This window comes from Halomonas sp. 141 (assembly GCF_002810305.1).
GTDB lineage: Bacteria > Pseudomonadota > Gammaproteobacteria > Pseudomonadales > Halomonadaceae > Vreelandella > Vreelandella stevensii.
In genome coordinates this window covers 1-313 of sequence record NZ_PINZ01000158.1, presented here as the reverse complement: position 1 = coordinate 313, position 313 = coordinate 1, and the positions used below count along the sequence as shown (strand labels likewise).

Genomic DNA, 313 nt, shown 5'->3' with positions numbered 1-313 from the left:
TGCTCAAGTGCGAACGCCCGGTGTTCCGGCGCAAGGGCACCGAGAAGCCCATCACCACACCGGCCCCGTTCAACGTGTTGGACAACAGCCTGGCCGACGTCAGCCTGCTGGCCGGGCTGCTGGTGGACAAGTTCCAGTTCCACTTGCCGCTGTATCGCCAGCACCAGCGCATCCAACAGGCCGGCATCACCGTCAGCCGCAGCACCCTGACCAACCTGGTCAAGCGGGCCATCGATCTGCTGCGCCCCGTAGTGGATGCCCAGACCGACAACGTGTTGCGCAGCCGGGTGCTGGCGATGGATGAAACGCCCAT

The 313-nt window shown here is 64.9% G+C and carries 1 protein-coding gene; it reads left to right on the top strand.

Annotation, left to right across the window (positions count from 1 at the left end):
• A partial coding sequence (locus CWI66_RS17800; RefSeq protein WP_157809017.1) for an IS66 family transposase occupies nucleotides 1-313 on the top strand: 313 nt, incomplete at both ends.